The sequence below is a fragment of the Paracoccus aminovorans genome, from assembly GCF_001546115.1.
In the GTDB taxonomy this organism is placed as follows: domain Bacteria; phylum Pseudomonadota; class Alphaproteobacteria; order Rhodobacterales; family Rhodobacteraceae; genus Paracoccus; species Paracoccus aminovorans_B.
This window is the reverse complement of sequence record NZ_KQ955210.1, coordinates 5,669-30,763: the sequence shown is the minus strand read 5'-3', so window position 1 is coordinate 30,763 and position 25,095 is coordinate 5,669. Positions and strand designations below refer to the sequence as shown.

At 66.5% G+C, this 25,095-nt stretch carries 22 protein-coding genes and 3 pseudogenes; 8 read left to right on the top strand and 17 right to left on the bottom strand.

The genetic code is table 11. The features are described from left to right. Positions 1–71 precede the first annotated feature (71 nt). From ASV56_RS18000 to ASV56_RS17980, 5 genes are all read right to left on the bottom strand, one after another. Positions 72–1,106 carry an ABC transporter ATP-binding protein gene (locus ASV56_RS18000; RefSeq protein ID WP_062563398.1) on the bottom strand — a complete coding sequence of 345 codons (1,035 nt, stop codon included), beginning with the start codon at positions 1,104–1,106 and terminating at the stop codon, positions 72–74. After that, positions 1,103–1,885 carry an ABC transporter permease gene (locus ASV56_RS17995; protein ID WP_062563397.1) on the bottom strand — a complete coding sequence of 261 codons (783 nt, stop codon included), beginning with the start codon at positions 1,883–1,885 and terminating at the stop codon, positions 1,103–1,105. The genes ASV56_RS18000 and ASV56_RS17995 overlap by 4 nt, the downstream gene beginning before the upstream one ends. Further along, the gene (locus ASV56_RS17990) at positions 1,882–2,730 is read right to left on the bottom strand and encodes an ABC transporter permease (RefSeq protein ID WP_062563396.1); all 849 of its coding nucleotides are present in this window, start codon (positions 2,728–2,730) and stop codon (positions 1,882–1,884) included. Before ASV56_RS17990 ends, ASV56_RS17995 begins: the two co-directional genes overlap by 4 nt. 187 nt (positions 2,731–2,917) lie before the next feature. Continuing rightward, positions 2,918–4,024 carry an ABC transporter substrate-binding protein gene (locus ASV56_RS17985; protein ID WP_062563395.1) on the bottom strand — a complete coding sequence of 369 codons (1,107 nt, stop codon included), beginning with the start codon at positions 4,022–4,024 and terminating at the stop codon, positions 2,918–2,920. A 140-nt stretch (positions 4,025–4,164) separates the two neighbouring features. Then, complete coding sequence (locus tag ASV56_RS17980; protein ID WP_062563394.1) at positions 4,165–5,004, bottom strand: 2-keto-4-pentenoate hydratase; 840 nt, start codon at positions 5,002–5,004, stop codon at positions 4,165–4,167. 156 nt (positions 5,005–5,160) lie between these two features. Here ASV56_RS17980 and mutS point away from each other — a divergent pair, with 156 nt between their 5' ends. Further along, positions 5,161–7,788 (top strand): DNA mismatch repair protein MutS, encoded by a 2,628-nt coding sequence (mutS, locus tag ASV56_RS17975; RefSeq protein WP_062563393.1) that lies wholly within the window; start codon positions 5,161–5,163, stop codon positions 7,786–7,788. Here mutS and ASV56_RS17970 read toward each other — a convergent pair. From ASV56_RS17970 to ASV56_RS17940, 7 genes are all read right to left on the bottom strand, one after another. Continuing rightward, a complete protein-coding gene (locus tag ASV56_RS17970) occupies positions 7,752–9,137 on the bottom strand; it encodes a glycosyltransferase 61 family protein (protein WP_062563392.1) in 1,386 nt (461 codons plus the stop codon). The two genes, mutS and ASV56_RS17970, sit on opposite strands and share 37 nt — an antisense overlap. Before the next feature lie 39 nt (positions 9,138–9,176). After that, entirely contained in the window at positions 9,177–9,902 is a 726-nt protein-coding gene (locus tag ASV56_RS17965) for an Ntn hydrolase family protein (protein ID WP_062563391.1), read from the bottom strand. Positions 9,903–9,971: 69 nt separating this feature from the next. Next, entirely contained in the window at positions 9,972–10,784 is an 813-nt protein-coding gene (locus ASV56_RS17960) for a transglutaminase family protein (protein ID WP_062563390.1), read from the bottom strand. 9 nt (positions 10,785–10,793) lie between these two features. Then, a complete protein-coding gene (locus tag ASV56_RS17955) occupies positions 10,794–11,753 on the bottom strand; it encodes an alpha-E domain-containing protein (protein ID WP_062563389.1) in 960 nt (319 codons plus the stop codon). Positions 11,754–11,765: 12 nt separating this feature from the next. Next, a complete protein-coding gene (locus ASV56_RS17950; protein WP_062563388.1) occupies positions 11,766–13,178 on the bottom strand; it encodes a circularly permuted type 2 ATP-grasp protein in 1,413 nt (470 codons plus the stop codon). Positions 13,179–13,410: 232 nt separating this feature from the next. Beyond that, the gene (locus ASV56_RS17945; RefSeq protein WP_062563387.1) at positions 13,411–15,774 is read right to left on the bottom strand and encodes a M10 family metallopeptidase; all 2,364 of its coding nucleotides are present in this window, start codon (positions 15,772–15,774) and stop codon (positions 13,411–13,413) included. A gap of 18 nt (positions 15,775–15,792) precedes the next feature. After that, complete coding sequence (locus tag ASV56_RS17940; RefSeq protein WP_062563386.1) at positions 15,793–16,146, bottom strand: hypothetical protein; 354 nt, start codon at positions 16,144–16,146, stop codon at positions 15,793–15,795. A 229-nt stretch (positions 16,147–16,375) separates the two neighbouring features. Between ASV56_RS17940 and ASV56_RS17935 the strand changes: the two genes are divergently transcribed. After that, positions 16,376–16,720 carry an STAS domain-containing protein gene (locus ASV56_RS17935; protein WP_062563385.1) on the top strand — a complete coding sequence of 115 codons (345 nt, stop codon included), beginning with the start codon at positions 16,376–16,378 and terminating at the stop codon, positions 16,718–16,720. Continuing rightward, positions 16,717–17,274 carry an ATP-binding protein gene (locus tag ASV56_RS17930; RefSeq protein WP_062563384.1) on the top strand — a complete coding sequence of 186 codons (558 nt, stop codon included), beginning with the start codon at positions 16,717–16,719 and terminating at the stop codon, positions 17,272–17,274. The genes ASV56_RS17935 and ASV56_RS17930 overlap by 4 nt, the downstream gene beginning before the upstream one ends. A gap of 18 nt (positions 17,275–17,292) precedes the next feature. Here ASV56_RS17930 and hspQ read toward each other — a convergent pair whose 3' ends face one another. Both hspQ and ASV56_RS17920 read right to left on the bottom strand, forming a co-directional pair. Beyond that, the gene (gene hspQ / locus ASV56_RS17925) at positions 17,293–17,625 is read right to left on the bottom strand and encodes a heat shock protein HspQ (protein ID WP_062563383.1); all 333 of its coding nucleotides are present in this window, start codon (positions 17,623–17,625) and stop codon (positions 17,293–17,295) included. A 129-nt stretch (positions 17,626–17,754) separates the two neighbouring features. Next, positions 17,755–18,216, bottom strand: coding sequence for a CreA family protein (locus ASV56_RS17920; RefSeq protein ID WP_156429239.1), 462 nt, complete (start codon positions 18,214–18,216; stop codon positions 17,755–17,757). Positions 18,217–18,547: 331 nt separating this feature from the next. Between ASV56_RS17920 and ASV56_RS24600 the strand changes: the two are divergent. After that, positions 18,548–19,064 (top strand): annotated as a pseudogene (locus ASV56_RS24600) (transposase); the annotation flags it as partial. A gap of 214 nt (positions 19,065–19,278) precedes the next feature. On the opposite strand, the gene ASV56_RS17910 reads toward ASV56_RS24600, so the two are convergent. Then, positions 19,279–20,844, bottom strand: coding sequence for a hydantoinase/oxoprolinase family protein (locus ASV56_RS17910; protein ID WP_216635417.1), 1,566 nt, complete (start codon positions 20,842–20,844; stop codon positions 19,279–19,281). Positions 20,845–21,362: 518 nt separating this feature from the next. Here ASV56_RS17910 and ASV56_RS24965 point away from each other — a divergent pair. The 4 genes and pseudogenes from ASV56_RS24965 (at position 21,363) to ASV56_RS17895 (ending at position 23,648) form a co-directional block, all read left to right on the top strand. After that, the gene (locus ASV56_RS24965) at positions 21,363–21,446 is read left to right on the top strand and encodes an HWE histidine kinase domain-containing protein (protein WP_367577158.1); all 84 of its coding nucleotides are present in this window, start codon (positions 21,363–21,365) and stop codon (positions 21,444–21,446) included. A 265-nt stretch (positions 21,447–21,711) separates the two neighbouring features. Next, positions 21,712–22,838, top strand: a protein-coding gene (locus ASV56_RS17900; RefSeq protein ID WP_152988090.1) for an IS3 family transposase whose coding sequence is annotated in 2 segments (ribosomal slippage) — positions 21,712–21,976 and positions 21,976–22,838 — 1,128 coding nt in all. Because the reading frame shifts where the segments join, the coding sequence is not laid out codon by codon here. Between the two features lie 37 nt (positions 22,839–22,875). Further along, positions 22,876–23,127: pseudogene (locus ASV56_RS23060) on the top strand (integrase core domain-containing protein); the annotation flags it as partial. Between the two features lie 20 nt (positions 23,128–23,147). Next, entirely contained in the window at positions 23,148–23,648 is a 501-nt protein-coding gene (locus ASV56_RS17895; RefSeq protein ID WP_216635416.1) for a sulfite exporter TauE/SafE family protein, read from the top strand. 519 nt (positions 23,649–24,167) lie between these two features. Here ASV56_RS17895 and ASV56_RS17890 read toward each other — a convergent pair. Together ASV56_RS17890 and ASV56_RS17885 are read right to left on the bottom strand one after the other, a co-directional pair. Further along, positions 24,168–24,395: pseudogene (locus ASV56_RS17890) on the bottom strand (IS5 family transposase); the annotation flags it as partial. Between the two features lie 44 nt (positions 24,396–24,439). Then, on the bottom strand, positions 24,440–25,095 hold a 656-nt coding region (locus ASV56_RS17885), incomplete at its 5' end, for an IS3 family transposase (protein WP_156429260.1).

The window sequence follows — 25,095 nt, the reverse complement described above, 5'->3', positions numbered from 1 at the left end:
CCGATTTAAACCATGCGCATGGGCGCCGGGTCAGCTGTCCTTTTGGGCAGGTGACAGGGAATCGACCGCAATCAGCCGCCCAGCACCAGCCAGCCGCCCGGCGTGGCGGTCAGGTGCAACCGCTGGCCCGGGCGCGGCAATTCGGCGCCCGGGGCGTTGAACCGGTCCAGCACCACCTCGCGCCCGGCGACCCGCGCCCGCAGCCGCTGCACCGAGCCCAGGAATTCGGCCCCGGTGATCTCGGCCGGGATGCCCGCCTCGGCGATCTGCAGGCTCTCGGGCCGAGCGGCCAGCGCGATGCGGCCGGCAGGCAGGGGCCGGTCCAGCGCGATCTCATGCCCCTCGACGCGGACCAGGCCAGTGCCGGGGTCCAGCACCTCGGCCTCGAAACGGTTCAGCGTGCCGACGAAACCCGCGACGAAATCGGTGGCCGGCTGGTTGTAGATCTGCGCGGGCGTGCCGGTCTGGTCGGCGACGCCCTTGTGCATGACCACGATGCGGTCGGAAATCGACAGCGCCTCCTCCTGGTCATGGGTCACGAAAATGGTGGTGATGCCCAGCTGCTGCTGGATCGCGCGGATCTGGTTGCGCAGGCTGACGCGGATCTTGGCATCCAGCGCCGACAAGGGCTCGTCCAGCAGCAGGACGCGCGGCCGCGGCGCCAGCGCCCGGGCCAGCGCCACCCGCTGCTGCTGGCCGCCCGACAGCTGCCAGGGATAGCGCCCGCCCAGGTCCGGCAGGCCGATCAGCTCCAGCATCTCGGCCACGCGCGACCCGCGCTCGGCCCGGGGCAGGCCCGCGACCTTCAGCCCGAAGCCGACGTTCTCGGCCACGGTCAGGTTCGGGAACAGCGCATAGGCCTGGAACACCATGCCGATCTTGCGCTGGTTCGGCCGCAGCCGCGTCACGTCCTGGCCGTCGATCACGATGCGGCCGGCGCTGGGGCTCTCGAACCCCGCGACCATGCGCAGCACCGTGGTCTTGCCGCAACCCGAGGGGCCCAGGAACGACACGAACTCGCCCTTCTCGACCCCCAGGTCGAAGTCATGCACCACCCGCGTCGGGCCAAAGGATTTCTGCAGGTGGTCGAGGGTCAGGAAGGTCATTTCGCTTGCATCCCTGTGCCGAACAGGCGGGAGATCAGCTGCATCAGCCCCATGCAGCCCCAGGTGACGGCAAAGGCGATCACCGCCAGCGCCGCCGGCTCATAGGCGCGGTTCGCGCCCAGCAGCTGCATGTAGGGCCCGAAGGCCGGGCGGTTCAGCAGCGCCGCCATGGTGAATTCGCCGATGACGATGGCGAAGGACAGGAAGGCGCCCGACATCACCGCGCCCAGCACATTGGGCAGGATCAGCCGGCCGATGATCCGGGTCCAGCCGGCGCCCAGCGATTGCGCGGCCTCGGTCAGGCTGCGCACGTCCAGCGTCGAAAGCCCGGTGTCGACGGCGCGATACATATAGGGCAGCGCCAGCGTGGCATAGCCGCACAAGAGCAGCAGGTTGGTGCCCGAGGCGGTGCCGGTCAGCGGCAGGATCGAGCTGGTGTTGTAAAGCCGGATATAGCCGAAGACCACGACGATGGCCGGGATCACCAGCGGCAGCAGGGTGATGAACTCGATCACCGGGCGCAGCCGCGGCAGGCGCAGCCGCACCCAATAGGCGGTCGGCACCACGATCAGCACCCCCAGCACGATGGTCAGCAGCGCCATGACCACGGAATAGCTGAAGGTCTGCCGAAAGGCCGCGTCCGACAGCACGGAACGATAGGCGTCCAGCGAATATTCCCCGCGCCGCATCCGCAGCGAGAACTCGATGGTGCCGATCAGCGGCAGCAGGAAATACAGCGCGCCAAGGGCCAGCGCCGCCCAGGACCACAGCCGCTTCATCGCATCCACCGCTCGGCGCGGGCGCGCATGACGACATAGGCCAGGTTGGCCAGGCCGGTGACGACGATCATGCCGAAGGCCATGGCATAGCCCAGATGCGGGTCCTGCAGCACGTCGCCGCGGATCTGCGCGAACAGCATGATCGGCACGATGGACAGCGACGAGCCGGTCAGCGCATAGGCCGTGGCGACCGCCCCGAAACTGTTGGCAAACAGCAGCGCAAAGGTGCCCAGCAGCGAGGGGAACAGGATCGGCAGCGCCACCATGCGCCAGTATTGGAAGGTCGAGGCGCCCAGCACCTCGGCCGCCTCGCGCCATTCGCGCTTCAGCCCCTCCAGCGCCGGGGTGATGATGAGGATCATCAGCGGGATCTGGAAGAACAGATAGGTCAGCGTCAGGCCCCAGAAGCTGAGCAGGTTGAAACCCATGGCATAGATGTTGATGCCGAACCATTGCCGCAGCAGCATGGTGACCAGCCCGACCCGACCCAGCGTCGAGATGAAGGCGAAGGCCAGCGGCACGCCGGCGAAGTTCGAGGCGACGCCGGAAAAGGTCATCAGCGGCGCCTTGATCCAGCCCGGCAAGCCGCCCATGACCACCGCCGCCGCCATGGCGAAACCGATCAGGCAGCCCAGCACGGCCGAGGCGAGCGACACCTTGATCGAGATCGCGAAGCTCTCGACGATGCGCGGCGAGGCGAGCCCGGCGAGATTCGCCAGCGTGAAGCCGCCCTCGGGATTCCGGAAGGCGCCGATGACGATGTTCATCGTCGGCAGGATCAGAAACAGCGCCGCGAAGGCGAAGAAGGGCACCACGCCCAGCCAGTTCCAGTTCAGTCGCGTCATGCGTGGTTCCTGCCGGCGCCCCTTCGCGCCGTGACTGTTTCCCGGCTCGGCCGGTTGCCCTTGCGCCCCGCCCGAAGATGCGGGCGGGGCTGTTCCTGATGCGGGCCGCCGTTCCGGACGACGCCCCGGGCACAGGCGGTGTACGCCCGGTGCACGCCCGGTGTACACGCTTTTCGTTACTTTACAGTTACTCCTTGACGGCGGCGCCGACGACCTTGTCCCAGCCCTCGGTCACGACCTTCTTGTTGGCCTCCTGCTGCTCCAGCGTCGGGAAGATCGCCTTTTCATAGGCGGCGGCCGGCGGCAGCGCGTCCAGCATCTCTTGCGGGATCTTGCCGGCCTTGGCCAGGTCGTTGAAGCGGATCGGGTGGCAATAGCCCTTGAGCCAGCCCAGCTGCCCCTCGTCGGAATACAGGTATTCCATCCACAGCTTGGCCGCGTTCGGATGCGGCGCATAGGCCGAGATCGCCTGGACATAGACGCCCGCGACCACGCCGTCCTCGGGGATCACCACCTCGACCGGCGGGTTGCCGTTCAGCCCGTCGCGCCAGGACAAAAGGTTGTAGTCCCAGGCGGTTACGATCGGCGTGGCCCCTTGCGCGATGGTCGCCGACTTGCCGATCACCGGAACGAAATTGCCGGCCTTGTTCACCTCGGCCATCAGCTCCATGCCCTTCTGGCCCGAAGCCTCGCCGGCCTCGCCGCCATTGGCGATCCCGGCCGCCATGACCGAGATGATCGCCTGGGCCGAGGCGCGCGGATCGCCGGCCAGCGCGAAGGCGTTGGCATATTCCGGCTTGGTCAGGTCCTTCCAGGTTTTCGGCACCGTGTCGATCAGGTCCGAGTTCACGCCGAAGGCCATGACGCCGTAATAGTCGCCATACCAATAGCCTTCGGCGTCCTTGGCATCCTCGGGGATCGAGTCCCAGGTCGCGACCTTGTAGGGCTGGATCAGCCCCTCGGCCTTGGCCTGCGGGCCGAAGGACAGGCCGACGTCGATCACGTCGGGCGCCTGCGGACCCTTGTTGTCCTTGTTGGCGCGGATCGCCTCCAGCTCATCGGCCGAGCCCGCGTCGGGGTTCAGCTCGTTCACCTTGATCTCGGAGTATTTCGCCTTGAAACCCTCGATCACGCCGCCGTAGTTGCACCAGTCATGCGGCAGCGCGATGGTGGTCAGCATGCCCTCGGCCTTGGCGGCCGCTTCCAGCGCCGCCAGATCCTGCGCCGAGGCCGCACCCGAGGCCGCCAGCGCGACCAGGGCGGCAAGCCCCGCCGCACGCGATTGAATGGTCATATGATCTACTCCGTTCCAGAACACGCCCCATCGGCGGCTGGCTGCCACCTAGCGGCCCCGGATGACAGTGTTGCGACACAGCCCCCGGCAAAGCAAAGGTTTTTTCCGCCCCCTGCCCAAAGCGGCAGGCTGACGCGGGGTCAGGGCACCAGCGTCGCGCCGACCTTCATCGCCCGCCCGCCCAGGCGGTATTCGACCTCGACCCGGTGGCCGACATAGGCCGGATACAGCTTGCCCAGCGTGCCGAGCGAGATCACCGAGCCCGGCTTCAGCTCATAGCCGCCCTGCCGGACCAGCCACAGCACCACGTCCAGCGGATGGCCCATCAGCACCTCGCCCGAGGCACTGTCGATGCGCTTGCCGTCCAGCTTCAGCGTCGCGGTCAGCGCGCCCAGGTCCGCGACCGGATCGGCCAGGTCGGCCACGGCAATGCCGCGCCCCAGCACCCCGCGCCAGGGCGTCAGCCCATAGGCGGCCAGCAGCGGCGCGGTCGCCGTGACCCCGTCGCGCAGCGCCACGTCCGGCACCTCGATGAAGGGGCGCACGTCGCGCAGCGCCGCCGCCACCTCCTCGCGCGTGGTGGCCTGCATGATCGCGGCGCTGCCGACGGTCACCACCAGGTCGGCCTCGAAAAACGGCGTGCGGCTGCCCTTCAGGCTGAGCCGGGCGCCGTCGGGCAGCAGCATCGGCGCGAACAGCGCCCCGGCCATCGGCTCGGAGACGCCGAAATGCCTTTGCGCCGGCTTCGAGACCAGCCCGACCTTGACGCCGACCGGCGGCCCCATCTCGGCCTCGAGGATGCCGCGGAAAGCGGCATAGGCGCAGGCCCCGTCCTCGACGCTGCGCACCAGGGGATCGGGCAGGCGCTGGCCGGCCAGCCAGCCCCGCGCCGCGTTCTGCATCAGCGAGACATCCGGGCAGGCCGCCACCGCCGCCTGCGCGACGGTCAGCAGCAATGCGCCCAGAATCAGCGATCTCATGTCAAAGGCCCCGCAAGCGTATTTGCCGCGACGATGCCGTAACGCGGGCGCGCTGTCACCGGAATTTTTCACGCCCTGCCCGTATCTTGCGCCGATGCTGTTTGCATCGCCCGGCGCATCCCCTAGAACGGCGGCAGCGCAGGCGAAAGGCAGGACATGAGCGATCAACCGACCCCGATGATGGCCCAGTATCTGGCGATCCGCGAGGCGAACCCCGGCGCGCTGCTGTTCTATCGCATGGGCGATTTCTACGAAATGTTCTTTCAGGACGCGCTGGCCGCCTCGGCCGCGCTGGACATCGCGCTGACCAAGCGCGGCACGCATCTGGGCGAACCGATCCCGATGTGCGGCGTGCCGGTCCATGCCGCCGAAAGCTATCTGCTGACCCTGATCCGCAAGGGCTTCCGCGTCGCCATCGCCGAGCAGCTGGAGGACCCGGCCGAGGCGAAGAAACGCGGCGCCAAGTCGGTCGTGGCCCGCGACGTGGTGCGGCTGGTGACGCCCGGCACTCTGACCGAGGAATCGCTGCTGGAGGCGCGGCGGCACAATTTCCTGGCCAGCTTCGCCAGCGTGCGCGACGATTGCGCGCTGGCCTGGGTCGATATTTCCACCGGCGAATTCCGCGTCATGCCCTGCCCGCCCGCGCGGCTGGCGCCGGAACTGGCCCGCCATGCCCCGCGCGAACTGCTGGTCGCCGAGGGCGCGCGCCTCGACGAGATCGCGCGCGAGGCCGGCTGCGCCCTGACCGAGCGTCCCGCCGGCAGCTTCGACAGCGCCGCCGCCGCCCGCCGGCTTTGCGCACTGTTCCAGGTCGAGACGCTGGACGGCTTCGGCAGCTTCAGCCGGGCCGAGCTTGCCGCGATGGGCGCCATCGCCGACTATCTGGAGCTGACGCAAAAGGGCCGGATGCCGCTGATCCGCCCGCCGGTGCGCGAGGCGGCGGGCGGCGCCATGCAGATCGACGCCGCGACCCGGCGCAACCTGGAACTGACCCAGGCGCTGTCGGGCGGGCGCGAGGGCTCGCTGCTTGCCGCCATCGACCGCACCGCGACCGCCGGCGGCGCCCGCCTGCTCGAACGCCGCATCAGCGCCCCCTCGCGCGACCTGGGCGAAATCCACGCCCGGCAGGCGGCGGTGGCGCATCTGGCCGCGGACCCGCGCCTGACCGCCGATCTGCGCGAGGCGCTGGCCCGCGCCCCGGACATGGACCGGGCGCTGTCGCGGCTGGCACTGGACCGCGGCGGGCCGCGCGACCTCGGCGCGATCCGCGCTGCGCTGACGCAGGGGGCGGCCATCGCCGCGCTGCTGGGCTGCGACGACATCGCCGTGCTGACGGATGCCGCCCGCGACCTGACCGGGCATGACGAGTTGATCGACCTTCTGGACGATGCGCTGGTCGCCGAGCCGCCGCTCCTGACCCGCGACGGCGGCTTCACCGCGCCGGGCTTTGAGCCCGAGCTGGACGAGACCCGCGCCTTGCGCGACGAGGGCCGCGGCGTCATCGCCCGCATGCAGGCCGATTATATCGCGGAGACCGGCGTCACCAGCCTGAAGATCAAGCATAACAACGTGCTGGGCTATTTCATCGAGACCACCTCGACCCATGCCGAGCGCATGCTGGCCCCGCCGCTGAACGCCCGCTTCATCCACCGCCAGACCACCGCCAACCAGATCCGCTTCACCACCGTCGAACTGTCGGAACTGGAAACCCGCATCCTGAACGCCCGCGACCGCGCGCTGGAGATCGAGCGCGAGATCTTCGCCCGCCTGACCCGCGCCGTGCTGGACCGCGCCGGCCCGCTGGGACAGGCGGCCCGCGCCTTGGCCGAGATCGACCTGACCGCCGCCTTCGCCGACCTCGCCAATGGCGAGGGCTGGGTGCGCCCCGAGGTCGATGCCTCGCGCACCTTCGTGATCGAGGGCGGCCGCCACCCGGTGGTGGAACGCGCGCTGCGGCGCAAGGGCGAGGCCTTCGTCGCCAACGACTGCGCCCTGACCGAAGGCGCCACGCCGGCGATCTGGCTGCTGACCGGGCCGAACATGGCCGGGAAATCGACCTTTCTGCGCCAGAACGCGCTGATCGCCATCCTGGCCCAGGCCGGCGCCTTCGTCCCCGCGACCCGCGCCCATATCGGCCTGGTCAGCCAGCTTTTCAGTCGCGTCGGCGCGGCGGACGACCTGGCGCGGGGACGGTCCACCTTCATGGTCGAGATGGTCGAGACCGCGGCGATCCTGAACCAGGCCGACGACCACGCGCTGGTGATCCTCGACGAGATCGGCCGCGGCACCGCGACCTGGGACGGGCTCAGCATCGCCTGGGCGGTGATGGAGCACCTGCATGGCAAGAACCGCTGCCGGGCGCTGTTCGCCACGCATTACCACGAGATGACCAGCCTGTCCGCCCGATTGCCGGGCGTCGAGAATGCCACCGTCGCGGTGCGCGAATGGGAAGGCGAGGTGATCTTCCTGCACGAGGTCAGGAAGGGTGCCGCCGACCGCAGCTATGGCGTGCAGGTGGCGCGGCTGGCTGGCCTGCCCGATGCCGTGGTCGAACGCGCCCGCGACATCCTGCACCAGTTGGAAAGCGGCGAACGCGAAGGCGCCAAGCCCGCCGCGCTGCTGGACGACCTGCCGCTGTTCCGCGCCGCGCCGCCGCCCGCGCCCAAACCCCGCGCCTCGGCGGTCGAGACCCGGCTGCGCGAGCTCAACCCCGACACGATCAGCGCCCGCGAGGCGCTGGACCTGGTCTATGAATTGCGCGGGCTGCTGGACGCGCCGGGCTGAGACGCATCCTGTGCCAGCGCCTCGTCCACCAGATCGAGGATGCGGCGGGTGGCGTTGCGGCCGACATGCACGCCCAGCAACCCTTCCGAGATCGGCGGCACCCGCGCCAGGTCGGACAGGCCCGCGACATCGGCAAAGACCGTGTCGTAATGGCAGCGCGACACATGCGCGGCGGGCAGGAAATCGCCCCAGCGGTGCAGCTGCGTCTGGCGGGTGCCGATCTCGATCACCAGCGCGCCGGACTTGGCATAGACCATGTTCGCAAGCCCGGCGCCATGCGGCGCGATCAGGATGTCGGCGGCCTGCATCTGGGCGATCTGCTCCAGCGGGCCAAGATGCTCGAAGGCGACCACCTCGAAGCCGCGGGCGGAAAGCTCGGCCAGCAGCGGCTTGTGCCCGGTGATGCCGCGCGCGCGGGCCTCGCCGCTTTCATCGCGGCCCATCCAGACCAGGCGCGGCCGCTCCTCGACCAGCTTGCCGGGCACCTGGCGCAGGGCGTGTTCGCGCAGCAGCCGCAGGCTGCTGTCATAGGAGGCCATGGCCACGGCCTTGCGGTGCTGCGTTTCCGAGCGCAGCTGCTCGGCCCAGGCGGGATCGACCCCCGGCTCGGCGATGGCGGCGCGGATGCGCTCGTCGGCGGTCTGATATAGATAATGCCGGTGGCTGTAATGCGCGCGCACCCGGTCATAGGGCCGCCCGCTCGAGACGAAAGCCACCCGATCCGCGATGCCGGGGAACACCGCGGCGATGAAATCCGGGATGAAGCCCCGCACATTATCCTGCGGCAAATGCAGGTTGATCGGCTGGCCGCTGTCGTCATCGGCAAAGGCGGCCAGGCAGCCCAGGGTCTCGACGGTGAAATGGTAATAGTTGAAACCGTTCTTCAACTCGATGGCGATGGGCAGGTCATCGGCCGGCTCCTTCCAGACCGGCAGCGTCTGATCGGCCGCGCCGCGCGCGCGCCGAAAGGCATCGTGCAGCCGGGCCTGGCGCCATTCGGCCTGGTTCTGCTGGTCATAGCGGGTGCGCAGCCGGCCGCCGGCGGCGCCGTTCAGCCAGGCCCGCTCGCCGATCAGGGCGAAACCGTGCCGAAAGGTCGCGTCCTCCAGCAGCACGGGGGCGCAGTTGATTTCCATCACGCTGGCCAGCATCCGCCGCTGCTGGCGGTCGATGGCGTTCTGCTGCGCGCGGCGCAGCTTCGGATTGTCGCTTTCGGCGAAAAGCCGGACCCGCGCGCCCTCGGCCGGACGCAGGATCCAGCCCGGGCGCGGCGGCAGATAGGACAGGCCGGGATGCAGCCCCGGCATGTGGAACGTGGACATCGGGGGGCGGGCAAGATCGACTTTCATCTGCCTCTCCTCGGTCTTGGGTCCGCGGGGCGGCTGCGGTCAGATCGTGACCTTCACGAAACTGTCGCGCAGCGCCGCGGACCAGGCGGCGGACATGGCCATGAAGGCCGGGTCGCCCTCCAGGATGCGGCGGGTATCGGAAACCGCGCACGCATCCTTGCGGATGACGGCCATATCCAGCGGCATACCCACCGACAGATTGGACCGCAACGTCGAATCCATCGACAAGAGCACCGCCTTCTGCGCATCGGCAAGATTCGTCTCAGGCCGCACCACGCGGTCGAGGATCGGCTTGCCGTATTTGTGCTCGCCGATCTGCAGGAAGGGGGTGTCCTCGGTCGCCTCGATGAAATTGCCCTGCGGATAGACCAGGAACAGCCGCATCTCGCCGCCCTTGCGCTGGCCGGCGACGATCATGCTGGCGCTGGCCTGCTGGTTCAGGTCGCGGGTGCGGTCGGTGATCTCGCGCAGGGTGGCGTTCAGCGTATTGCCGACGATGGTCGCCACCCTCAGCATGCTGGGCGCGCGCATGATCGAGCTGTCCTCGCCGGCCTCGGGATGGTCGATGGCCTCGCGCAGGCGGGCGATGGTGGTCTGGGTCGCCGACAGGCTGCCGGCGGTCAGGATCACGATCACCCGCTCGCCCGGCTCCTCGAAGAAGAACATCTTGCGATAGGTCGAGATATTGTCCAGCCCGGCATTCGTCCGGGTGTCGGACAGAAGCACCAGCCCCGCATTCAACTTCAAACCGACGCAATAGGTCATGACCGTCCACCAGCCTTTGCAGATCCGCCCCGCACATAGGGCCGCGGCGCGCGCGGCGCAAGCAAACGGCTATTGCTCCTGGCTCATTTCCTCGACCTGCACGCGCACGTCCAGGCTCTCGCGGCCCGAGCCGAAGGTGGTGCCGCGCACCGGCGCCGCATCGTCCGCGTCATAGCCCGAGCCCAGCCGGACATAGCGGTCGTCCGGGCAGCAGGCATTGGCGGCATCGAAACCGACCCAGCCCAGCGGGCCGACATGGATCTCGGCCCAGGCATGGGCGGCGTCGTGCGGCGTGCCGTCGATGGTCGAATGCAGGTAGCCCGAGACATAGCGCGCCGGCAGGCCGCGCTGCCGGGCGCAGGCGATCAGGGCATGGGCATGGTCCTGGCAGACGCCGTGCCCCAGCGCCAGGGCCTCGGCGGCCGAGGTCAGCGCCTCGGTCACGCCGGGCAGATAGGCGATGGCCCCGGTCACGGCAGCCGAAAGCCGGTGCGCCAGGTCCAGCGCATCCTCGCCCGCGACGCCTTGCGCCAGGTCGCACAGCGCCGCGTCGGCGGCGGTCAGGGCGGTCGGGCGCAGATAGACCAGCGGATTGATCGTCTCGCGATGGCCGCGCAGCACGCCGGCGGTGTCGCGGGTCTCGACCAGGCCCGAGATCGAGACGGTGATCTCCTCGACCGGGCCGCGCACGGTCCAGGCCTCGATCCAGTCGCCGGCGCCGTCGCGGAAGGCGGCGCCGCGCTGGCCGCGGCTGACCGCGATCTGCCAGTCGGTGACGCGCTGTCCCTCGTGGACCGAGGGCGTCAGCCGCAGGCTCTGCACCAGCGCCTGCGCCGGGTGGTCATAGCGATAGCCGGTCTCATGGGTGATCTTCAGTCGCATGACGTCCCCCTACATCCGCCCGCTGAGGTAATCTTCATGCACGGCGGTCGAGACGCCGGCCACCTCATTGATAAACCAGGACAGGAATTCGTGCAGCCCCTCGTCGAAAATCGCCTCGATGTCGCGGGCCATGAGCGAGTCGAGCGTCTGGCGCGCCTTGGCCGAGGCACTGGCCTGCACCGTCTCGCCATAGCGCTTGACCAGCCCGTCGAGATGCCAGACCGCCTCGTAGAGCGAGGTCAGGAGCGAGCGCGGGCTTTCGCCGTTCAGGATCAGGAAATCGGCGACCTTGGCCGCCGTCACGTCGCCGCCATAGGCCCAATGGAAGGCCCGATGCGCCGAAAGCGCGCGCAGGATCACCTGCCACTGGTAATTGTCGAGGCCCGAGCCCACGAATTCCACGCGCGGCAGCAGCACGAAATACTTCACGTCCAGCAGGCGCGCGGTGGCATCGGCGCGTTCCAGCGAATAGCCCAGGTTGATGAAATGCCAGCCGTCGTTGCGCAGCTGCGTGGCGTTGATCGCGCCGCGCACGGTCGAGCCGTGGCGGGTGGTGAAATCGGTCAGCATCGGCGTGTCGAGCTGGCCGCGCGGCCGGCGCGTCAGGGCGCGCAATTCCTGATAGGCGGTGTTCAGCGCGTCCCAGACCTGGCTGGTCAGCGCCGTGCGCACGATGCGGCCGCCCTCGCGCGCGCGCTCGATGCAGGAGGTGACCGAGGACGGGTTGTCCTGGTCGAAGAACAGCCAGGAGACGATGTTTTCCTGGTTGATCTGCTCGCCGTAGCGTTCGGCAAAGGCGGCCTGCGCGCCCGAGGCCCGCAGCAGCGATTCCCATTCGTTGCGATAGCCCTCGGGCGTGTTCGGCAACAGCGTGATGCGCTCGCCCACGTCCAGAAGGCGGGCGGCGGTTTCGGCGCGTTCCAGGTGGCGGCCCATCCAGAACAGGTTGGCGGCGGTGCGGCTGAGCATGGCTGACCTTTCCTATTCCGACAGGACCCAGGTGTCCTTGACACCCCCGCCCTGCGACGAGTTCACCACCAGCGAGCCCTCGCGCAGCGCCACGCGCGTCAACCCGCCCGGCACCAGCTCGATCCGGTCGCCGCAAAGGCAGAACGGCCGCAGGTCGACATGGCGCGGCGCGATGCCCTCCTCGACGAAGGTGGGGCTGGTCGACAGCGCCAGCGTCGGCTGGGCGATGTAATTGCCGGGGTTCTTCTCGATCAGGCTGCGGAAACGGGCGATCTCCTCGGGGCTGGCGCGGGGGCCGATCAGCATGCCGTAGCCGCCCGAGCCATGCACCTCCTTGACCACCAGCTCCTTGAGATTGGCCATGACGTATCGGTAATCCTCGTCCTTCCACAGCGCCCAGGTCTGGACGTTCTGCAGCAAGGGCTCCTCGCCCAGATAGAAGCGGATCATCTCGGGGACATAGGTATAGACCGCCTTGTCGTCGGCCACCCCTGCCCCCGGCGCGGAGGCGATGGAGACCCCGCCCGAGCGATAGACATCCATCAGCCCCGGCACGCCCAGCATGGAATCGCGGCGGAAGCACAAGGGGTCCAGGAAAGGGTCGTCAATGCGGCGATAGATCACGTCGACCCGCTTCGGCCCCTGCGTCGTGCGCATGTAGACAAAGCCACCGTCCACGAACAGATCGCTGCCCTCGACCAGTTCGACGCCCATCAGGTTGGCGAGGAAACTGTGCTCGTAATAGGCACTGTTGTAATGGCCGGGGGTCAGGATGACGATGGTGGGCGCGCCGTCGCATTTCGCCGGCGCCACGCTGGCCAGGGTGCGACGCAGCAATTCGGAATACTGGTCCACCGGCTCGATGCGGTTGTGGCGAAACAGCGCCGGGAACATGCGCATCATGATCTCGCGGTTTTCCAGCATGTAGCTGACGCCCGAGGGGGTGCGGCAATTGTCCTCCAGCACGAAGAATTCGTCGCGGCCGGTGCGCACGATGTCGATGCCGACGATATGCGAAAAGACGCCGCGCGGCGGCACGAAGCCGACCACGGCCTTTTCATAGGCGGCGTTCTGATAGACCAGCCGGGCCGGGACGCGGCCGGCGCGGATGATCTCGCCCCGGCCATAGACGTCGCGCAGGAAGGCGTTCAGCGCCCGGGCGCGCTGCTTGATGCCGCGCTCCAGCTTGCGCCATTCGCCTTGCAGGAACACGCGCGGCATCATGTCGAACGGGATCAGCCGGTCCGGGTCGCCGCCCTCGCCATAGACCGCGAAGGTGATGCCGATGCGGCGGAACAGCGCCTCGGCCTCGGCCTGCTTCATCTGGCGGATCTCGGCCGGCATGGTCTCGATCCAGTCGGACAGCATGGCATAGGGCGCCCGCACCCGCCCGTCATCGACCATTTCATTGTAATACATCGTCATCGCTGCGACCCCTGACTCTGCCCCCGATCTTCGCATCCGGGCGCGCCCTGTCCACGCCCGCCGGGTCGCGCTGCGTCGGATTTTCCGCTTTGGCGCGGCGGATAGCCCTTTTGCACAAAAGCAAGGCAGATGGGCCGGCAAGGGTTCCGCGCCCGGGTCAAAAACCGGCGACAGGCCATGAAAAAGGGCGCCGCGACTGCAGCGCCCGTGCCGGATTTCCGGGCAGGTCGGGTCAGATGACGATCAGGTCGTCGCGCAGGGCGTCGATGCTGCCAAGCCCGTTCAGCGTCAGCACATTGCCGCCGCCAAAATCGAACACGGCATTGCCGCCCACCACACGGGCATAGGACAGCACCTGCGCCACCGTGCGCGCCCCGCCGCCCCACAGCGCATCGTCGATGCGCAGCGTGTCGACATTGTCCTGGAAGTCCAGGATCACGTCGCGCCCGGCGTGGAAGGCGAAGTGATCCGCCCCCGCGCCGCCGTTCAGCTGGTCATTGCCGACGCCGCCGAACAGCAGGTCGTTGCCGATGCCGCCGAACAGCGAGTCATTGCCCGCCCCGCCCAGCAGCGTGTCATTGCCGCCGGCCCCGAACAGCGCGTCATTGCCCAGCAGCCCGCTCAGCTGGTTGGCGAAGGCATTGCCGCTCATCCGGTTCGCCAGCCCGTTGCCGGTGCCGTTCTGCGCCCCGCCCGAGATCAGCTCCATGTTCTCCAGATTGGCGCCCAGCACCATCGAGACCAGCGCCCGCACCGTGTCGGTGCCCTGGCCGGCGGCCTCGCGGATCTGGTCGTTGCCGTCGGTGACATAGATATCGTTGCCGCCGCCGCCGATCAGCAGGTCGCTTCCCGCCCCGCCGTTCAGCACATCGGCACCGATGCCGCCCTCCAGCGTATCGTTGCCGCCATGGCCCAGCAGCGTATCGGCGCCGTCCAGGCCCTGCAACCGGTTCGCCGCCGCATTGCCGGTCAGCTGGTTCGCCAGCCCGTTGCCGGTGCCGCTCAGCGCTGCGGTCGAGGTCAGCACCAGGTTCTCCAGATTGGCCCCCAGCGCCGTCGAGAAGGGCGCATAGACCGTGTCGATGCCGGCGCCCGCCGCCTCGACCACGCGGTCCTGGGCGCTGTTGACGTAATAGGCGTCGTTGCCGATGCCGCCCTCCAGCAGGTCGTTGCCGAGGCCGCCGAACAGCCGGTCGTTGCCGGCATTGCCGCGCAGCGTGTCGTTGCCGGCATTGCCGTGGATCTCGTTGTTCGCGGCATTGCCGTTGACCACGTCATAGCCGCTTCCGGCGCGATAATTCTCGATCACCGTGCCCTGCGCGATCGAGATATTGCCGGTCAACCCATAGGCGCTGGAGATGCTGCCCTGCGACAGGTTGATGCGCTGGCCGCTGTCGTCGCCCGACAGGTCCAGCGTGTCGATGCCGCCTTGGTCGAAGATGGTAAAGGCGATGTCGTCGCGGCTGCCGGCATTGCGCAGCATGGTGGCGATGCGGGCATAGGCCGCGCCGGCATTGGTCTGCTCGCCATAGGTGTTGTTGCCGGTACGGATCGAGGTCGCGCCGTAAAGCGTCTGCATCGCCAGGATGTCCGCGATCATCGCCGAGGTGATATAGGCATAGCTCGCATTCACCGAGGTATTGTCGGTCTGCGAGAAATAGGACATCACCGACGCCTGCCAGCTGTCGTTCAGATAGTGGTTGTCGACGCCATAGGTGGCATTGCCGTTGTAGTTGCCGGCATGGCCCAAGCCCAGCGCATGGCCGATCTCGTGGATATAGGTCTGGTAGCTGTAGGTGTTGAAGCCGGTGCCATAGGATTGCAGCCAGTCCGTGCTGACATTGACGTGCGAACTGAGGATGGTGCCGCCGCTGGTGAACGAACTGGACCAGGCACTGTTCGGATCGCTGTCGTCGAAGCTGATGTGGATGGTGGCGCTTGGCCCCGGGTTGCGGTTGAAGCGGATGCCGGTCACCGATTCCCAGGCCGCAAGCGCGGCATCGGCCAGCACGCGGCCCGCCGGGGTCAGGCCGGACAGGTCCACGTTCAGCACCCCGCCCGGCCCCACGTCGAAGGCGCGGCGCGCGGCCCCCGTCTCCTGCCAATAACCATCGGTCAGCTGCCGGGCGATCTCGGGCATGGTGAAGTTGCGCAGGGTCGCCGTCCGGGTCAGCGACAGGCTGTAGGCGCCGGCGTAGGAATCGGCATAGCTGCCGGCCTCGAGGTAATAGGTGCCGGCCTGGGTGATGTTCAGCACCAGCCGCGAGTTCAGCCCGCTGCTGCCGCTGTCGTCGTCATAGGCGATCAGCCTGCCCGCACCGTTCATCACCTGCAGGTAGGGGTCGTAGACCCCGCCGCTGCCGCGCGATTCCAGCGAGATGACATAGGTGCCGGGTTGCAGTTGCACCCGCACCCAATCGGCGTCGCCCCCGCTGAGCGAGCCGTTGAACGTGTCGCCCACCGCGATGGAATAGCCGGTCGCGGTCGAGGCGGGCGCATCGCCGCCCTCGACCCGGATGGCGCGCGCCGGGCCGGCGTCATGCTCGGCGGTTCGGGTCCAGTCGCGGGTGAAGAAGCTGAAATTCGCGTCAGGCATCGGGAAAATCCTTTGAAACTATTCGTCAGGGGGAAGCGTCCGGTCCAGCAGCAGCCGGGCCAGCTGTCTCAGCTGCCTGTCGGGGATTTCGGCGCGATCCATCACCGTCAGTTCAAGCTCGGGTCCGTCGCGCCGGGCCGCGCCCTCGCCGATGCTCAGCCGGGCGCGCAGCAGATCGGGGCGGGGGCTGTGGGCTTGCAAGGTCAGCGGCGGCGCGGGGGTGCCGGACTGGTCCAGTTCTTGCCGCAGCGCCGCGCACAGCCGCGCGGTCAGCGCATCACCGGGCTCGGGGCAGCTCAGGCCAGCCTGCGCGGCGCCGGCGCTCATGGCGCAGGCCGCCAGCAGGGCGGCGGGAAAAAGGGCAAAGCGCATGGGGTCATCTCGTGCCGGTCCATGTCCGACCCTATCCCGCTTCGCCGCCCGCCTTCAATCTGCGACCCGGCTGCCCTTTGGGACAGGTCAAGGGCCGCAGGGACGGAAAACTGGTTAGAATTGCGCAGAAATTCTTGCCGGCAGAGGCGGGAAAACCGTGCTGCCGCTTACCGGCTGGTAATATTTTCGCGCTAGGGATGCACCAAGGCCACAGCGACGGAGCCACAGGATGCACATGACATTGCTGCCCCAGCAGGACGGGCTGACGATCCGCGTCGACGAAAAGCGTCTGGACGCCATGGTCGCCACTGCCTTCAAGGACCGCGTGCGCAGCATGATCGGCGCCTCCGGCCCGCCGGTGACGCTGGACCTGGGTGCGGTCGATTTCATGGACAGTTCGGGCCTGGGCGCGGTGATCGCCATCTACAAGGCCATGCCGCCCGACCGGCCGCTGGTGCTGGCGCGGCTGACGCCGAATGTGGCGCGGGTCTTCCGGCTCACCCGCATGGACACGGTGCTGAACATCCGTCAGGATCCGGATAACGGCATCCAGATGGAAAGCCCCGCGCCATGAGCCTGTCCTCTTCCCCGGCGGAAAAGCGGCTGCGCCAGCCGCCGCCCGGGCGGCATCCGATGTTCCACCGCATCTTCCGCGCCGATCCGGAAACCGTGCGCGCGGCGCTGCTCTTCATGCGCGAAAGGTTCGACGGCAGCGCCGAGGACGAGGTGATCGCCAAGCTGGAACTGGCGCTGGCCGAGGTGCTGAACAACATCTGCGAACACGGCACCCGGACCGAGGCGATGCGCTTGGGCGGCCGCCCGCATGCGCCGCTGATCCATCTTTGCGTCGCGCGCCATGTCGGCGGCATCGCCTGCGCGGTCACCGACGACGGCCGTCCGCTGCCGCTGTCCTGTCTCGATCCGCGCGACCTGCCCTATGTCGACCCGGCTCCCGGCGACACCGCCTCGATCCTTCTGCTGCCCGAGGGCGGGTTCGGCTGGTACCTGATCCAGGAACTGACCGCCACGCTCAGCTATTTCCGCGAGGGGCACCGCAATTTCCTGGCCTTCATCGTCCCGGTGACCGAGGCGCTGCTGCCCTGCCCGCCGCCGGTCGCCGCCTCGTGATCCCGCGCGCGGCGGCGCTCAGTTCAGCCCGGCCTGCAGCGGATAGTGGCCGTCGCGGAATTCGCCGAACATCTCGGTGACCTCGGGATGTTCCAGCGGCTCGCCCGACTGGTCCGGCATCAGGTTCTGCTCCGAGACATAGGCGACGTAATAGGTCGCCTCGGTCTCGGCATAAAGATGATAGAAAGGCTGGTTGCGCGACGGGCGCGATTCCTCGGGGATAGATTCGTACCATTCCTCGGTATTGGCGAATTCCGGGTCGACGTCGAAGATCACCCCGCGGAAGGGGTGTTCGCGGTGGCGCACCACCTGGCCCAGACTGTATTTCGCCGATTTGGACGGAATCCGCATCACATCACTATTCCCGTTTGGCGGGGCTCATACAGCCAGCCGGCGCCTCTGTCCACCTGCCGGGCGCGGATTGCGGCGCATGCGACAGTTTCGCATGACCGGGGATGACGACGCAAATCCGCAAAAGGTCTAGCGCGCCGGCAGCGCCTCGCCCGGCTCCAGCGCCACGGTCGAGATCGACATCTTGGCCGAGCCCTGCTTCACCTGCTCGGCATGCACGAGATAGACCAGCACCTGATTCTGCTCGTCATAGATGCGCTTGACGCGCAGCGACTTGAAGATCAGCGAGCGCGAGGCGCTGAACACATCCTCGCCCTTGGGTCCGCGGCGGATATCGCCGATCCTGATCGGCCCGGTGCGTGCGCATTCGATGGCCGAGTTCGACGGATCCTCGAACCAATTGCCCTGGCTGAGCCGGTCGATCACCGAGCGGTCGAAATAGGCCAGGTGGCAGGTCACGCCCTGCACATCGGGGTCGGCGATGGCCTCGATGATGATGTCGTTGCCGACCCAGTCGACGCCGACCTGGCCGACCATATCGGCCACGGCCGGCGTGGCGACCAGCGCCGCCGCGGCGATCCATTTCAGCATCCTGACCTCCGACTGCCGTTGCCGCCTGCACCATGGCAAGCCCGCGGCGGGCGCGCAAGACCGTGCCCCTGGACCTGACGTTCACCTGTTCCCGCCCGGATTGCTTCACGCGCGGTCGGGAGACTCCCGAAGTTACCTCCGCTTTCCCCCTGCACAAGCAGAGAAAACCGTCCGCCTTCTGTGGAGAAGGCGCGAGCGGCGCGGGTCTGCCGGCTCGGACTTTCGACACCTCAGTGGCCTGGCCGGATTTAACAAGTCGCTGAAAAAGTCAGCCCTCGACCTGCCCCGCGGAACATGATTCACCCTGCGCCGGTCGATGGGGGTGATAAAGATGCGCGGGGCGGACGAGGCGAGCGGATCGCTGTTCAGCTACGTCGACCTTGAGGCCCGCATCCCCGCCGGCCACCCGCTGCGGACGATCCGGCAGGTGGTGAACAAGGCGCTGGCCAGCCTGGATGCTGCGTTCGATGAGCTCTACACCGACTTTGGTCGCCCCTCGATCCCACCGGAGCGGCTGATCCGGGCGAGCCTGCTGCAGCTCCTCTATTCGGTCCGGTCCGAGCGCCAGCTGATGGAGCAGATGAACCACGATCTGCTGTTGCGCTGGCCTCGGCATTGATGATCCCGTGTGGGGTGAAGGGCGCCCGGAAATCCGTCCGGGGGACGGATTTCAGCCCTGAACGGGCGAAGCCCCGAAGGCCGACCGTCTTCGCAAGAACCGCGACCGGCTGCTGAGCACCGACATGTCGCGCAAGATCATGGCCGCGATCCTGGCGCACCGCCAGGCGCCGCCGCTGCTGTCTGACGACCACTTCTCGGTCGACGGCACGCTGGTGAAGGCATTCGCCATGGGCCTCGAACCGGTGGCGGCCTGATGGCTCACCCTCGATGAAGAGCGTCCCAACCGCGGACGGGCGAGACCCCGCCGGATGACGAAGCCGGCGATCCTCCCGGACTCGGGCTCCCCGCCACCGATCCATCCGCCTTGACCGTAGCCGCCAAGACCGATCCGATGCCCCGCAACCAACGCCACAGCCGCCATGCCGAGGTCGATTTCCGGGGTCAGAGGCGGACGAATGCCACCCATGGCCCGCCCCCGCTCCGGACGCGCGGCTCTACAGGACATCCCCGGCACCGGGCGATGCTGTGCTTCATCTGGCCCCGGGCGATCGAGATCAGGCGCACCGCATCGGCCATATTGGCATTGGCGACGCGCAGCGTGGCCAGCGACGCCTCGACCAGATCAAGGCCCAGCGGATCGGCGATCTTGTGCATCGCCGTCAGCGCCGCATCGCGGTCCAGCGACTTCTTGCCGCCGGCGAGCGTGGTTCCGACCCGGCCCAGGATGATGTTCGCATCGGTATTGGTCGGCTCGGTTCCGCCCGCCTTGTAGCAGGCCGGCCCCGGCACCGATCCAGCCGATTGCGGCCCGTTGCGCAGAGATCCCGCCTTGTCCAGCCAGGAAATCGAGCCGCCGCCCGCGCCGATGGTCAGCACCTCGATGGAGGGGAAACAGATCGGATGGCCCCAATCCACTTCCCATTTGTCGGTCGTGCGCAGATGACCATTCTCGGCCAGGGAGATATCGGCCGAGGTTCCGCCCATATCCAGGCCGATGGCATTGCTGTATCCGCACAGTTCGGCGAAATACTTGCTGGCGATGGCGCCCGCCGCAATTCCCGATGCCGCCAGACGTGCCGCATATTTCTCGGCCGTCGCCGGCGTCATCACGCCGCCGCCGGAATGCAGCAGCAAGACATCGGCTTCATAACCGGCTTCGGTCGTCCTGCGGTCGATATCGCGGGCATAGGGGCGAATGATTGGCGCAAGGATCGTATTCGCGACCGTGGTCGAAAACCGGTCGTCCTCGAAGATTTCCGGATGGGTTTCATGCGAGGTGGTGATGGCCACCTCCGGCCCCAGTTCCTCGGCCAGGATTTCGGCCATGCGCTGCTCATGCTCGCCGTTGACATAGGCGTTGATGAAGCACACCGCCACCGCCGTCACATTGCGCTTTTTCAGGATGCGCGCCACTTCGCGGGCCTGATCCTCGTCCAGCGGCTCGATGATTTCGCCGCGATAATTGATGCGCTCGCTGACGACGAAACGGTCGCGCCGGTGGACATAGGGCGGCGTGCCTTCCTTGTAGGCATCCCAGGGATCTTCCCGGGTGCCGCGGCCGATTTCCAGGACGTCGCGGAAGCCCTTGGTGGTCACCATGGCCGCCGGCTTGAAATTGCGCGTGATCAGCGCATTCGTGGCGACTGTCGTGCCATGCGTGAACAATTCGACGTCATGCCAGTCGATATCGGCCGCCTCGGCGCCATTCATGATCGCGTCGATGGGATTGGCTGTGCTGGGCACTTTCGCAACGGTCTGGTTTCCGTTCGAATCCAGCACGAAAACATCCGTGAATGTCCCGCCAACGTCAATTGCCAAACGCGTGCGCGCTCGCTTCGGCGCCGAGCCAATGCCCGCTCCGTCCATGCTCATTATGCAATTCCTTTCGATTTGCGTGAGGCAAAGTGAGCCACAAAGCGTGATTACGCCGTGTGAACGATTGCATTTCATTGTGAGAGAGATTTGCCATCGACCGATGCGTGAGGCATCCCAGTCGATGTTCCGCATTCTTTGTTGAACGCGCCTTGATCTTACGCGAGGTCGCGCCGTATCTCCAAATGTTTTTTTCAGGCACTGCAACTGCAGAATGATTTCCGAAGGGAGATGGAAAAGCGGCTGATGCATTGTTTGATCGGCAATGCTGCGATGCAGAACTCATCTGCGCCGGCGAACTCTCGCGCATGCTGTCGCAAGCGTCAGACAGGCAATAGGACCGGACTATTTCCCCATATGGCACATGACAAACGAATCAGGGAAAGCTGACTGGACCAGCCGCTCGGCCTGTGCAGCCGAGCAGGACTGGGAAGCAACTACAGCCGTGCAGCAGTGTCGAAGCAAAGGACAAGTGCAGCACAAGATGCGGGAGTCGTGAGCTAAGCGGCCGATCACAAGCGCCTCATCGCAGCGACCTCGGCGAGCTGGCGCAGGTGATGGTCTTCGGCCGTACCAGCTCGCGCTGTCGCTGCAAATCCTCGACGTGACCAAGCGACACTGGGCTGAGCCACGCGCTCACTCTTGGTGGCGAATTGAGCCACCGCATCAAGAACACGCTGGCAAACGTCCAGGCCATCGCGGTGCGTCGCCGGAGCCGGCCATTGGACTTTCCGTAGAAAGCACGCTGCACCTGGCGCTGGTCCTGCACGAGCTTGGCGCGAATGCTGAGAAATACGGCTGCCCTAGCGGATTTCGCTACCGTCCGACTCGCGCCGTCCCAAAACTGCCGGCAGCCGGACCAGCAGTAGCTCCGCAAGAATGGCGACGACCGACCCAACGACGATCGAGTGATGCGACATCTCTGCCAGAACCGGATGGAGTGCCCCCACTGAAGTGGTCCACCCACTGGGATAGAAATATCCTGTTCAGGAGGACCATCAGATGGCAGGCAAGCGAGACAAACCGGAAGACATCGTTCTGAAGCTTCGACAGATTGAAGTGCTTCATGGACAGGGAATGGCAATTTCCGACGCGGTGCGGCAGATCGGCGTGACCGAGCCGACGTATTATCGCTGGCGCAAGCAGTATGGCGGCATGAACCGGGATCAGCTGAAGCGTCTCAAGGAGCTTGAGGCGGAGAACCAGCGGTTGCGGCGCGCGGTGTCAGATCTGACCTTGGACAAGATGATCCTGAGCGAGGCTGCACGGGGAAACTTCTAAGCCCTTCGCGCCGTCGCCAGTGCATTGACCATGTGCGGCAGGCGCTCGGCATATCCGAGCGCCGCGCCTGCCGCATCCTCGGGCAGCACCGCTCGACGCAACGCAAGGTTCCTTGCGGCGCCCCGGACGAAGAACGGCTGACGGAAGACATCATCACGCTCGCTCGCACCTACGGGCGATATGGCTATCGGATGATCACCGGATTGCTGAACAACGCCGGTTGGCATGTAAATCATAAACGCGTGGAACGGATATGGCGGCGTGAAGGGCTGAAGGTCCCGCAAAAGCAGGCAAAGAAGGGTCGGCTCTGGTTGAACGACGGGTCCTGCGTCCGTCTCCGGCCGGAGCACCCGAACCACGTCTGGTCCTATGATTTCGTTCAGGACCGGACACATGACGGACGGCTGTTTCGGACGCTCAATATCATCGACGAATTCACGAAGGAGGCGCTGGTGATCCGTGTAAACCGCAGGCTCAATTCCACCGACGTAATCGACGCCCTGACGGATCTGTTCATCTTGCGTGGCCCGCCTGCGTTCATAAGGTCCGACAATGGCGCGGAATTCATTGCCAAGAAGGTGCAGGGCTGGATCGGCGCAGTTGGTGCCAAGACCGCGTTCATCGAGCCGGGTTCACCCTGGGAGAACGGGTATTGCGAGAGCTTCAACGCTCGATTCCGCGACGAACTCCTGGATGCAGAAGTCTTCTATTCGCTCAGGGAGGCCCAGATCCTCATCGAGCGATGGCGCCGCCACTACAACACTGTCAGGCCGCACAGCTCCCTGGGATACCGCCCACCCGCACCGGAAGCCGTCATCCCAATAGACCAGCGGCCGACGATGCACTAACAATCAACCCGGACCACTCGGTGGGGGCAGTCCAGGCGCAGTTGGTGCCAAGACCGCGTTCATCGAGCCGGGTTCACCCTGGGAGAACGGGTATTGCGAGAGCTTCAACGCTCGATTCCGCGACGAACTCCTGGATGCAGAAGTCTTCTATTCGCTCAGGGAGGCCCAGATCCTCATCGAGCGATGGCGCCGCCACTACAACACTGTCAGGCCGCACAGCTCCCTGGGATACCGCCCACCCGCACCGGAAGCCGTCATCCCAATAGACCAGCGGCCGACGATGCACTAACAATCAACCCGGACCACTCGGTGGGGGCAGTCCACAGTCACGCTGCGGGCGGGGCCTCGGTGAATGGCGGGGCGACGACAACGGTCCTCGGCGCCACGCTGGTCGCCTATGCGCTTTATACCCTCATCGCCCCGCCCTTCCGGGTCGCGGCTGCCCAAGAGCGCTGGCTCTCGCCGCTGGTCGGGCTGATCACCGGGGTGATTGCAGGGGCGACCGGCGTGTTCGTCATACCCGCCGTTCCCTACATGCAGGCGCTCGGGCTGGAGAAGGACGACTTGGTCCAGGCGCTCGGCATGTCCTCCACGACCTCGACCATTGCCTTGGCACTCGCCCTGACCTCGCATCAGGCTTGGCAGGTCGACCAGCTTGCGCTTTCCGCATTGGCCGCGGTTCCGGCGCTGATCGGCATGTGGGCGGGGCAGATCCTGCGCCGGGCCGTCAGCCCGGCGGCCTTCCGGCGCTGGTTCCTGATCATGCTCGCCCTGCTGGGAACAGAGATGCTGCTGCGCGGCATGACGTGAAACAGCGTAAGGGGCAAGCTGATGAAACGCTGATCGCGCTTCCTTGCCGTCGAAATGCCGCACCCATCCGGATGTATGTGTTGGTTGCGGGCTCCGCTACCCCCGATTTGAACCTTTTCGCGCCATCACATCAGTCAAGACATTGATATTACTTGATAATAGATCTTGGTTCGGGCGCTTCTCGTACAAATGCGCTAAGCGCGCCGTTTGGCGCGCTATGTGTAATTTTCTGTTTTATATGGACGTTTCCGGATCTATTTGCGGGAGCGCGCATTGGACACTGTTTCGCGATGTCGAGCGCGCTCAATCTTTCTCCGTCAGCAAGAACAGGTTGCTCATAGCACGTCCCCCACGCCACAATTGCCACAGGGCCGACCAACAACTCGGCCAACTTGGTCCCCACCGCGCTGACCTGGCGCCGCGCGTCATCAACTACCGCATGGCCGTGGTCCTTGCGGGCGTGGTCGGCACGCTGGGCTTTCCCTAGCAGATCCTCGACAATCCCTTCCTGTTCCTAGGTCATGTTGACAAATGGCGGAGCCAGAGGCGGATCGACGTGATATCGATGAAGCCAAGGAAGCTTTCGGCGGTCTTGTCGTAGCGGGTGGCGACACGGCGAGCGTTCTTGAGCTTGTTGAAGCACCGCTCGACAAGGTTCCGCAGCCGGTAGAGCCTGCGATCGACAGCGACACGGAGCCTGCGAGACTTGCGCATCGGGACCACCGGCAGGATGCTACGCGCCTCCATGGTTTTGAGCTACTCCCCGATCCTTGGACAGTTTTCGGGGATATTTAAGCTACTGCCTGCGCTTGCTGATCGATTTCGATATTGTTGAAGTAAACCACGGCGGGTGGCCGTCCACCATGGGCGGTGTGGGGCCTCTGGTGGTTGTAGAAGGTGATCCATCGGCCAATGGCAGCCTTGGCCTGTGACCCCGTTTCCCAGGCATGCAGGTAGACGCATTCGTATTTCAGGGACCGCCACAGGCGCTCGATGAAGACATTGTCGATGCACCGCCCCTTGCCGTCCATCGAGATGCGGGTGCCGACGCGCTTTAGCCGATCTGTCCAGGCGAAGGACGTGAACTGGCTGCCCTGGTCAGTGTTCATGATCCCCGGCGCGCCGAAGCGGTGGATGGCCTCCTTCAGCGCCTCAACGCAGAAGTCGGCCTCCAGCGTGTTCGAGATGCGCCAGGCCAGAACCTTGCGTGTGAACCAGTCCATGATGGCCACCAGATACAGGAAGCCGCGCCGCATCGGCAGGTAGGTGATATCGGCGCACCAGACCTGGCCGGGACGATCCACCCGCAGCCCGCCCAGCAGGTAGGGCCAGGTCTTGTGGCCCTTCCTCGGCTTGCTGGTGTTGGGCTTCTGATAGATCGGCATCAGGCGCATAAGTCGCATGAGCCGCCGAATGCGCTTCTGGTTCACGCCATGGCCTTCGTTCT

What these genes read in the sequence shown, in the direction of transcription:
- ASV56_RS18000 (WP_062563398.1), bottom strand. Translation starts at nt 1,106, where the DNA reads ATGACCTTCCTGACCCTCGACCACCTGCAGAAATCCTTTGGCCCGACG.
- ASV56_RS17995 (WP_062563397.1), bottom strand. Translation starts at nt 1,885, where the DNA reads ATGAAGCGGCTGTGGTCCTGGGCGGCGCTGGCCCTTGGCGCGCTGTAT.
- ASV56_RS17990 (WP_062563396.1), bottom strand. Translation starts at nt 2,730, where the DNA reads ATGACGCGACTGAACTGGAACTGGCTGGGCGTGGTGCCCTTCTTCGCC.
- ASV56_RS17985 (WP_062563395.1), bottom strand. Translation starts at nt 4,024, where the DNA reads ATGACCATTCAATCGCGTGCGGCGGGGCTTGCCGCCCTGGTCGCGCTG.
- ASV56_RS17980 (WP_062563394.1), bottom strand. Translation starts at nt 5,004, where the DNA reads ATGAGATCGCTGATTCTGGGCGCATTGCTGCTGACCGTCGCGCAGGCG.
- mutS (WP_062563393.1), top strand. Translation starts at nt 5,161, where the DNA reads ATGAGCGATCAACCGACCCCGATGATGGCCCAGTATCTGGCGATCCGC.
- ASV56_RS17970 (WP_062563392.1), bottom strand. Translation starts at nt 9,137, where the DNA reads ATGAAAGTCGATCTTGCCCGCCCCCCGATGTCCACGTTCCACATGCCG.
- ASV56_RS17965 (WP_062563391.1), bottom strand. Translation starts at nt 9,902, where the DNA reads ATGACCTATTGCGTCGGTTTGAAGTTGAATGCGGGGCTGGTGCTTCTG.
- ASV56_RS17960 (WP_062563390.1), bottom strand. Translation starts at nt 10,784, where the DNA reads ATGCGACTGAAGATCACCCATGAGACCGGCTATCGCTATGACCACCCG.
- ASV56_RS17955 (WP_062563389.1), bottom strand. Translation starts at nt 11,753, where the DNA reads ATGCTCAGCCGCACCGCCGCCAACCTGTTCTGGATGGGCCGCCACCTG.
- ASV56_RS17950 (WP_062563388.1), bottom strand. Translation starts at nt 13,178, where the DNA reads ATGACGATGTATTACAATGAAATGGTCGATGACGGGCGGGTGCGGGCG.
- ASV56_RS17945 (WP_062563387.1), bottom strand. Translation starts at nt 15,774, where the DNA reads ATGCCTGACGCGAATTTCAGCTTCTTCACCCGCGACTGGACCCGAACC.
- ASV56_RS17940 (WP_062563386.1), bottom strand. Translation starts at nt 16,146, where the DNA reads ATGCGCTTTGCCCTTTTTCCCGCCGCCCTGCTGGCGGCCTGCGCCATG.
- ASV56_RS17935 (WP_062563385.1), top strand. Translation starts at nt 16,376, where the DNA reads ATGCACATGACATTGCTGCCCCAGCAGGACGGGCTGACGATCCGCGTC.
- ASV56_RS17930 (WP_062563384.1), top strand. Translation starts at nt 16,717, where the DNA reads ATGAGCCTGTCCTCTTCCCCGGCGGAAAAGCGGCTGCGCCAGCCGCCG.
- hspQ (WP_062563383.1), bottom strand. Translation starts at nt 17,625, where the DNA reads ATGCGGATTCCGTCCAAATCGGCGAAATACAGTCTGGGCCAGGTGGTG.
- ASV56_RS17920 (WP_156429239.1), bottom strand. Translation starts at nt 18,216, where the DNA reads ATGCTGAAATGGATCGCCGCGGCGGCGCTGGTCGCCACGCCGGCCGTG.
- ASV56_RS17910 (WP_216635417.1), bottom strand. Translation starts at nt 20,844, where the DNA reads ATGCGGAACATCGACTGGGATGCCTCACGCATCGGTCGATGGCAAATC.